A 6673-nucleotide genomic window follows, 5' to 3' on the forward strand; every position below is an offset into this window, starting at 1 on the left:
GACGACCGGCGGGGCCCCTTCCGTGCGCTCAGCGCACCCCGCGCTCCCGCTCCTCCACGAACGCGTTGTACGCGGCGACCTGCGCCCGCCGCGCCACCCGCTCCACCGGCCGCAACGCCTGCGCCCGCGCCGCGATCTCCCCGGCGGTCACCGCGCTCCCGTGCCCGCTCTCCTCGGCCACCGTGATCAGCAGCCCCACCCGCTGCGCCAGCTCCAGCACCCGCACCGCACGCGGCGGATACCCCGGCGCCAGCACCTCGCGCCCTCGCTCTGAGCGCGCCCGGTACGCGTCGATCGCCGCCTCGGCCACCGGCCCCGACCCGGCCACGTCCAGCCGCGTCAGCACCTCGGTCGCCTCCCGCAGCCCCTCCGCCAGCTCCCGCTCGGCCTCGCCCAGCGACGGCACGTCGGCGGGCGGCGCCTCCCGCACCGGCAGCACCCGCCAGACCACCTCCACATGCACATCGCCCCGGGGCCCGGCCTCGTGCACCTCCGGCACCAGTCCGAGCGCCGCCCCCTGACAGATCGCCGCCTCCTCGGCCTCCAGCGCCCGCGCGTTGAACTCCGGCGGCCCGCTCAGCCCCAGCGGATGCCCCGGCGCGGGCAGCGCGACCCGCAGACCGGTCGTACCGAGCGCCCGCAGCCGCCCCAGCGCGAGCGACAGCCCGACCGGAGCCGACTCGCCCGGCAGCCCCTCCACCCGATGCACGGCGTCGTCGCCCACCACCGCGTGCACCGCGTCATCAGGTGAGACAAATCCGGCCAAAAGCGCGTTTCCCCAAGCGGCAAGACGCCCGGAGCGAGGTTCCGAGAACATGCCCCCACCCTAAGGACCGGACCGATGGATGGGAGCGGCCGACCAGTGGCGTAGATTTCGTAGAGGGGTGCGCCCACAACCGCGCACGCGCCAGCCGAGACGCCGACCGGTCACACTGCAAGGGGAGACAACGCGCTCATGAGCGATGTTCTGGAGCTTGAGGACGTATCCGTGGTCCGTGAGGGCCGGGCTCTGGTGGACCAGGTCAACTGGTCGGTCAAGGAAGGCGAGCGCTGGGTCATCCTCGGCCCGAACGGCGCCGGCAAGACCACGCTCCTGAACCTCGCCTCCAGCTACCTCTACCCCAGCACGGGCACCGCGACCATCCTCGGCGAGACCCTCGGCAGGCCCGGCACCGACGTCTTCGAACTGCGCCCCCGCATCGGCGTCGCCGGCATCGCCCTCGCCGACAAGCTCCCCAAGCGCCAGAGCGTCCTGGAGACCGTCCTCACCGCCGCCTACGGCATGACCGCCACCTGGCAGGAGGACTACGACGAGATCGACGAGCAGCGCGCCCGCGCCTTCCTCGACCGCCTCGGCATGAGCGACTACCTCGACCGGAAGTTCGGCACCCTCTCCGAGGGCGAGCGCAAGCGCACCCTGATCGCCCGCGCCCTGATGACCGACCCCGAGCTCCTCCTCCTCGACGAGCCCGCCGCCGGCCTCGACCTCGGCGGCCGGGAGGACCTCGTCCGCCGCCTGGGCCGCCTCGCCCGCGACCCGATCGCCCCCTCGATGCTGATGGTCACCCACCACGTCGAGGAGATCGCGCCCGGCTTCACCCACGTCCTCATGATCCGCCAGGGCAAGGTCCTCGCCTCCGGCCCGCTGGAGCTGGAGCTCACCTCCCGCAACCTCTCGCTCTGCTTCGGCCTCCCGCTCGTCGTCGAGCAGGTCGGCGAGCGCTGGACCGCCCAGGGCCTGCCGATGTCGTAAGCGACCCGCAAAAGATCGGTGCACAGGGGGAGTTCGCCGGTAAGAAGCGTGTGCCAACCCCATCTGCGCCCTGTCCGCGACGGGTTGCGCGGACCTACCATGACCATGTGAACGACATCGACGCATGGGTGTGGTGGCTCATCGGCGCGGCGGCGCTCGGCATTCCGCTCGTCGTGACGGCGATGCCGGAGTTCGGGATGCTCGCCGTGGGCGCGGTCGCCGCCGCGGTGATGGCAGGCCTCGGCTTCGACGTGGTCGTCCAGGTGCTGGTCTTCGCCGTCGTCTCGGTGGCCCTCATCGCCGTCGTCCGGCCGATTGCCACCAGGCACCGGTCCCAGCGCCCCCGACTCGCCACGGGCATCGAGGCGTTGAAGGGGAAACAGGCCCTCGTCCTGGAACGCGTCGACGGGGGCGACGGCGGCCGTATCAAGCTCAACGGCGAAGTCTGGTCGGCTCGTTCCCTCGACACCGACCGCGCCTACGAAGCGGGACAGGAAGTCGATGTCGTGGACATCGAGGGAGCCACGGCGATCGTCATGTGACCTCGCAGAACGTATCGCAGCACGCAACTGACGCGAACGCCCAACGAGTTGTACGACGGTCTGTCAGACTCGACCAGCAAGATCTTCAACAGACATAAGATCTTCCGAAAGCGCCGAGGCGGAGAAGGGTACGGGGAAGCGACGATGGAACCGGTCATCATCGTTCTGATCATTCTGGTGGTGTTGGTCTTCATCGCCCTGATCAAGACCATCCAAGTCATCCCACAGGCCAGCGCCGCCATCGTGGAGCGCTTCGGCCGATACACGCGCACGCTCAACGCGGGACTCAACATCGTCGTCCCGTTCATAGACACCATCCGCAACCGCATCGACCTGCGCGAACAGGTCGTGCCGTTCCCGCCGCAGCCGGTGATCACCCAGGACAACCTGGTCGTCAACATCGACACGGTCATCTACTACCAGGTGACCGACGCCCGCGCGGCCACCTACGAAGTGGCCAGCTACATCCAGGCCATCGAGCAACTCACGGTCACCACGCTGCGCAACATCATCGGCGGCATGGACCTCGAACGCACCCTCACCTCCCGCGAGGAGATCAACGCGGCCCTGCGCGGCGTCCTCGACGAGGCGACCGGCAAGTGGGGCATCCGCGTCAACCGTGTCGAGCTGAAGGCGATCGAACCGCCCACCTCCATCCAGGACTCGATGGAGAAGCAGATGCGCGCCGACCGTGACAAGCGCGCCGCGATCCTCACCGCGGAAGGCACGCGCCAGGCCGCGATCCTCACCGCGGAGGGCGAGAAGCAGTCCCAGATCCTGCGCGCCGAAGGTGAGGCCAAGGCGGCGGCCCTGCGTGCCGAGGGCGAGGCCCAGGCCGTCCGTACGGTCTTCGAGGCCATCCACGCCGGCGACCCGGACCAGAAGCTGCTGTCCTACCAGTACCTCCAGATGCTCCCCAAGATCGCCGAGGGCGACGCCAACAAGCTCTGGATCGTCCCCAGCGAGATCGGCGACGCCCTCAAGGGCCTCTCCGGCGCCATGGGCAACCTCGGCGGCCTGGGCGGAGGCCTGGGCGGCGGTTCCGGCTCCGGTGGCAGCAACGGCGGATCCGACCGCCGGGAGAAGCCGTCCCTGGACTGACGCCACTCCACGCCACGCGAAGGGGGCCCGCCTCGAACAAGGCGGGCCCCCTTCGCCGTTCATCCCGTGCTAGGCGGCGTCCCGGGCCAGCCACCCCGGCAGGGCGTCGAACTCCTCGGCGCCCAGCGACAGCAGCATCGCGTCGGCCGGCGTCGGCTCGAACGGCTGCCGCAGCAGAGGCATCCCCGCCTGCTCCGGAGTCCGGTCCGCCTTGCGGTGGTTGTCCTCCGCGCAGGAGGCCACCGTGTTCAGCCACGAGTCACGGCCACCCTGCGCCCGCGGCACCACGTGGTCCACGGTCGTCGCCCTGCGCCCGCAGTACGCGCACCGGTTCCGGTCCCTGACCAGCACACCCCGCCTCGACCACGGTGCTTGTCTTCGGAAGGGCACCCTCACGTACCGGCACAGCCGGATCACACGCGGCGCCGGTATGTCGACGGCGGCACCGCGCATGCGCAGTTCGGGGTGGGACTGCTCGACGACGGCCTTGTCCTGGAGCACCAGAACGACGGCTCGATTCAACGTCACTGTCGACAGCGGCTCGAAGCTCGCGTTCAGCACCAGCGTGTCCCGCATCCAGCCCACCTCCCGTGCGCACCGGCCCACCCCCCTGGCGGGCTGGGATCAACTCTGGCCGGGCACGCCGAGATGGACAACGAAATAAAAAGTGCCCGCCCCTGATCACTTCCAAGACCAGAGGCGGGCAAACGTTCCATGAACGCTCGGATTTCAGCCCTGCGCGGGGTTCTCGTACTCCCCGATGAGCTGCGCACGCGCGACGGCGTGGAACCGCAGATTGAAGCCGACGAAGGCCGGAGAGGCGTCGGCGTCGGGCCCGAGCTTCTCCTGGTCGACCGCGTACACCGTGAAGACGTACCGGTGCGGCCCGTCCCCGGGCGGCGGCGCGGCCCCGCCGAAGTCCTTGCTGCCGTAGTCGTTGCGCGCCTGTACGGCGCCCTCCGGCAGCCCCTCGAACGTGCCGCTGCCCGCGCCCACCGGCAGCTCGGTCACGGAGGCCGGGATGTCGAACAGGACCCAGTGCCAGAACCCGCTGCCCGTGGGGGCGTCGGGGTCGTAGCAGGTCACGGCGAAGCTCTTGGTCCCTTCCGGGAAGCCCTCCCAGCTCAGGTGCGGAGAGGTGTTCCCCTCCGCGTAGACCTGGGCGTCCTTGAGCGTCGCCCCTTCCGCGATGTTCTCGCTCGTCACCGTGAAGGACGGGACGGGCGGGTGGAAGTCATGGGGGAGAGGCCGCCGCTTGAGCTCGGTCACCTCGGTACCTCCTGATCGATAACGGAATCAGCGGTCCCGAGCCTAGAACCAGTTGCGCTTGCTGCCGACCTCGGACAGCCACTGGTTGAGATACGCAGCCCAGTCGGTCCCCTGGAAGTCGTGCAGACCCACCTGGAAGGAGCGGAAGGTGTCGCTGCCCTCGCTGAACAGGCCCGGCTTCTTGTCCATCTCCAGGATGACGTCCATGGCGTTCTGGTCGGCGACGAAGCTCAGCTCGACCTGGTTGATCCCGCGGTACTGCTGCGGCGGGAAGAACTCGATCTCCTGGTAGAACGGCAGCCGCTGGCGCGTGCCGCGGATGTGCCCCTTCTCCATGTCCGCGCTCTTGAACCGGAAGCCCAGCTGGATGAAGGCGTCCAGGATCGCCTTCTGCGCGGGCAGCGGGTGCACGTTGATGGCGTCCAGGTCACCGGAGTCGATCGCGCGCGCGATGGCCAGCTCCGTCGTCACACCGATGTTCATCCCGCGCAGCGACTGCCCGTCGATCATCGTGACCGGCGTCTCCCAGGGGATCTCCAGCCCGAACGGCACCGCGTGCACGGCACCGGCCTGGAGCTGGAAGGCACCACCGAGGCTCACCTTCGTGAACTCGATGTTCTGCTTGTACTCCTCCTCGCCGCTCTCGACCTCGACCTTGGCCTGGAGCCCGACCGAGAGCCCCTCGATCTCCTGGTTGACGGACCCGCCCTGGATCCGCACCTCACCCTGGACGACGCCGCCCGGGACGACGTTGACCTCAGTCAGCACCGTCTCGACCGAAGCCCCGCCGGCCCCCAGGCTCGCGAGCAGCTTCTTGAACGCCATGTCTCTCCTTATGTCGTGGGTGTGGATCATCTCGTGGGAGTGGAGCGGACCACTGATCCGTGTACGGACCCTCGATCCATAGAAACGCGATCCGGCCTTGGCCGGTTCCGCGCCTTCACCCTGGCAAGACGAACGTCCGCTGACCACCCCGTCGCGACCTTCCGTCTGCACTACCCTCGGACGCCATGATCGCGACCCCCGACCGTACGCCGCTGCCGCGGGAGTTCTTCGCCCGCCCCGTACTGGAGGTCGCACCCGACCTCCTGGGCCGCGTCCTCCTGCGCACCACCCCCGACGGTCCGATCGCCCTCCGCATCACAGAGGTGGAGGCCTACGACGGGCAGAACGACCCGGGGTCGCACGCCTATCGCGGTCGCACCGCCCGCAACGGCGTGATGTTCGGTCCGCCCGGACACGTGTACGTCTACTTCACCTACGGCATGTGGCACTGCATGAACCTGGTGACCGGTCCCGTCGGCACGCCGAGCGGTGCCCTGCTCCGTGCCGGGGAGATCGTCGAGGGCGCCGAGCTCGCGCGTAAACGTCGACTCTCGGCCCGAAACGACAAGGAACTGGCCAAAGGGCCTGCCCGCCTGGCCACCGCCCTCGACGTGGACCGCGCCCTCGACGGCACGGACGCGTGCACTCCGGACGACACCCCGCTGAGGATGCTCACCGGCACCGCGGTGCCGTCCGGCCAGGTGAGCAGTGGTCCGCGCACCGGGGTCTCCGGCGACGGGGCCGTCCACCCCTGGCGCTTCTGGATCACCGACGACCCGACGGTGAGCCCTTATCGGGCCCATACGCCGAGGCGCCGCTCAAGTTGACTCGTTCTTGGAACGTGCGTAACGTGGCCCGAGCCGCTTGAACCGGGTACGGCAATCGCCAGCAGCCGGAAGTGGCCAAACCACTACCAACGACAGCCTCTCAGCGAGGGTCAATTCGGCGTGCCCGCATGCCTGAATTCAAACTCGCGGAACTCGATTATGAGTTAGCGAGGGGATGGGCTAACGTAGTGAATGTCGAAAGGGCGACGGGCGAAAGTCCAAGTCCTCCGGCAAATCCCCCCGACAGGGAATCGGATCGGAAAACGGTCTGATAGAGTCGGAAACGCAAGACCGAAGGGAAAAGCCCGGAGGAAAGCCTGAGAGAGTCTCTCGGGTGAGTACAAAGGAAGCGTCCG

General features: G+C 68.8%; 8 protein-coding genes. 4 read left to right on the top strand and 4 right to left on the bottom strand.

Annotated features, from left to right (window positions below):
• Positions 1 to 28 precede the first annotated feature (28 nt).
• Complete coding sequence (locus ACIPSE_RS20250; protein WP_401664434.1) at positions 29 to 817, bottom strand: hypothetical protein; 789 nt, start codon at positions 815 to 817, stop codon at positions 29 to 31.
• Between the two features lie 138 nt (positions 818 to 955).
• On the opposite strand from ACIPSE_RS20250, the gene ACIPSE_RS20255 reads away from it, so the two are divergent.
• The 3 genes from ACIPSE_RS20255 to ACIPSE_RS20265 all read left to right on the top strand — a co-directional run bounded on the left by ACIPSE_RS20255 (position 956) and on the right by ACIPSE_RS20265 (position 3396).
• Positions 956 to 1753: an ABC transporter ATP-binding protein gene (locus ACIPSE_RS20255; RefSeq protein WP_401664435.1), complete on the top strand. Its 798-nt coding sequence runs from the start codon at positions 956 to 958 to the stop codon at positions 1751 to 1753.
• A 107-nt stretch (positions 1754 to 1860) separates the two neighbouring features.
• Positions 1861 to 2295: an NfeD family protein gene (locus ACIPSE_RS20260; protein ID WP_401664436.1), complete on the top strand. Its 435-nt coding sequence runs from the start codon at positions 1861 to 1863 to the stop codon at positions 2293 to 2295.
• Between the two features lie 144 nt (positions 2296 to 2439).
• Positions 2440 to 3396 carry an SPFH domain-containing protein gene (locus ACIPSE_RS20265; RefSeq protein ID WP_401664437.1) on the top strand — a complete coding sequence of 319 codons (957 nt, stop codon included), beginning with the start codon at positions 2440 to 2442 and terminating at the stop codon, positions 3394 to 3396.
• Between the two features lie 69 nt (positions 3397 to 3465).
• Here ACIPSE_RS20265 and ACIPSE_RS20270 read toward each other — a convergent pair whose 3' ends face one another.
• The 3 genes from ACIPSE_RS20270 to ACIPSE_RS20280 all read right to left on the bottom strand — a co-directional run bounded on the left by ACIPSE_RS20270 (position 3466) and on the right by ACIPSE_RS20280 (position 5490).
• The gene (locus ACIPSE_RS20270) at positions 3466 to 3972 is read right to left on the bottom strand and encodes an HNH endonuclease (RefSeq protein WP_401664438.1); all 507 of its coding nucleotides are present in this window, start codon (positions 3970 to 3972) and stop codon (positions 3466 to 3468) included.
• Between the two features lie 153 nt (positions 3973 to 4125).
• The gene (locus ACIPSE_RS20275) at positions 4126 to 4665 is read right to left on the bottom strand and encodes a YbhB/YbcL family Raf kinase inhibitor-like protein (RefSeq protein WP_401664439.1); all 540 of its coding nucleotides are present in this window, start codon (positions 4663 to 4665) and stop codon (positions 4126 to 4128) included.
• A gap of 42 nt (positions 4666 to 4707) precedes the next feature.
• Positions 4708 to 5490, bottom strand: coding sequence for a sporulation protein (locus tag ACIPSE_RS20280; RefSeq protein WP_401664440.1), 783 nt, complete (start codon positions 5488 to 5490; stop codon positions 4708 to 4710).
• Between the two features lie 185 nt (positions 5491 to 5675).
• On the opposite strand from ACIPSE_RS20280, the gene ACIPSE_RS20285 reads away from it, so the two are divergent.
• The gene (locus ACIPSE_RS20285) at positions 5676 to 6317 is read left to right on the top strand and encodes a DNA-3-methyladenine glycosylase (protein ID WP_401664441.1); all 642 of its coding nucleotides are present in this window, start codon (positions 5676 to 5678) and stop codon (positions 6315 to 6317) included.
• Positions 6318 to 6673 lie beyond the last annotated feature (356 nt).

Source organism: Streptomyces sp. NPDC090106, assembly GCF_044747265.1.
Taxonomy (GTDB): Bacteria; Actinomycetota; Actinomycetes; order Streptomycetales; family Streptomycetaceae; genus Streptomyces.

Bases quoted from the DNA above. Each gene is read 5' to 3' on its own strand.
- ACIPSE_RS20250 (WP_401664434.1), bottom strand. From the start codon at position 817: ATGTTCTCGGAACCTCGCTCCGGGCGTCTTGCCGCTTGGGGAAACGCG.
- ACIPSE_RS20255 (WP_401664435.1), top strand. From the start codon at position 956: ATGAGCGATGTTCTGGAGCTTGAGGACGTATCCGTGGTCCGTGAGGGC.
- ACIPSE_RS20265 (WP_401664437.1), top strand. From the start codon at position 2,440: ATGGAACCGGTCATCATCGTTCTGATCATTCTGGTGGTGTTGGTCTTC.
- ACIPSE_RS20270 (WP_401664438.1), bottom strand. From the start codon at position 3,972: ATGCGGGACACGCTGGTGCTGAACGCGAGCTTCGAGCCGCTGTCGACA.
- ACIPSE_RS20280 (WP_401664440.1), bottom strand. From the start codon at position 5,490: ATGGCGTTCAAGAAGCTGCTCGCGAGCCTGGGGGCCGGCGGGGCTTCG.
- ACIPSE_RS20285 (WP_401664441.1), top strand. From the start codon at position 5,676: ATGATCGCGACCCCCGACCGTACGCCGCTGCCGCGGGAGTTCTTCGCC.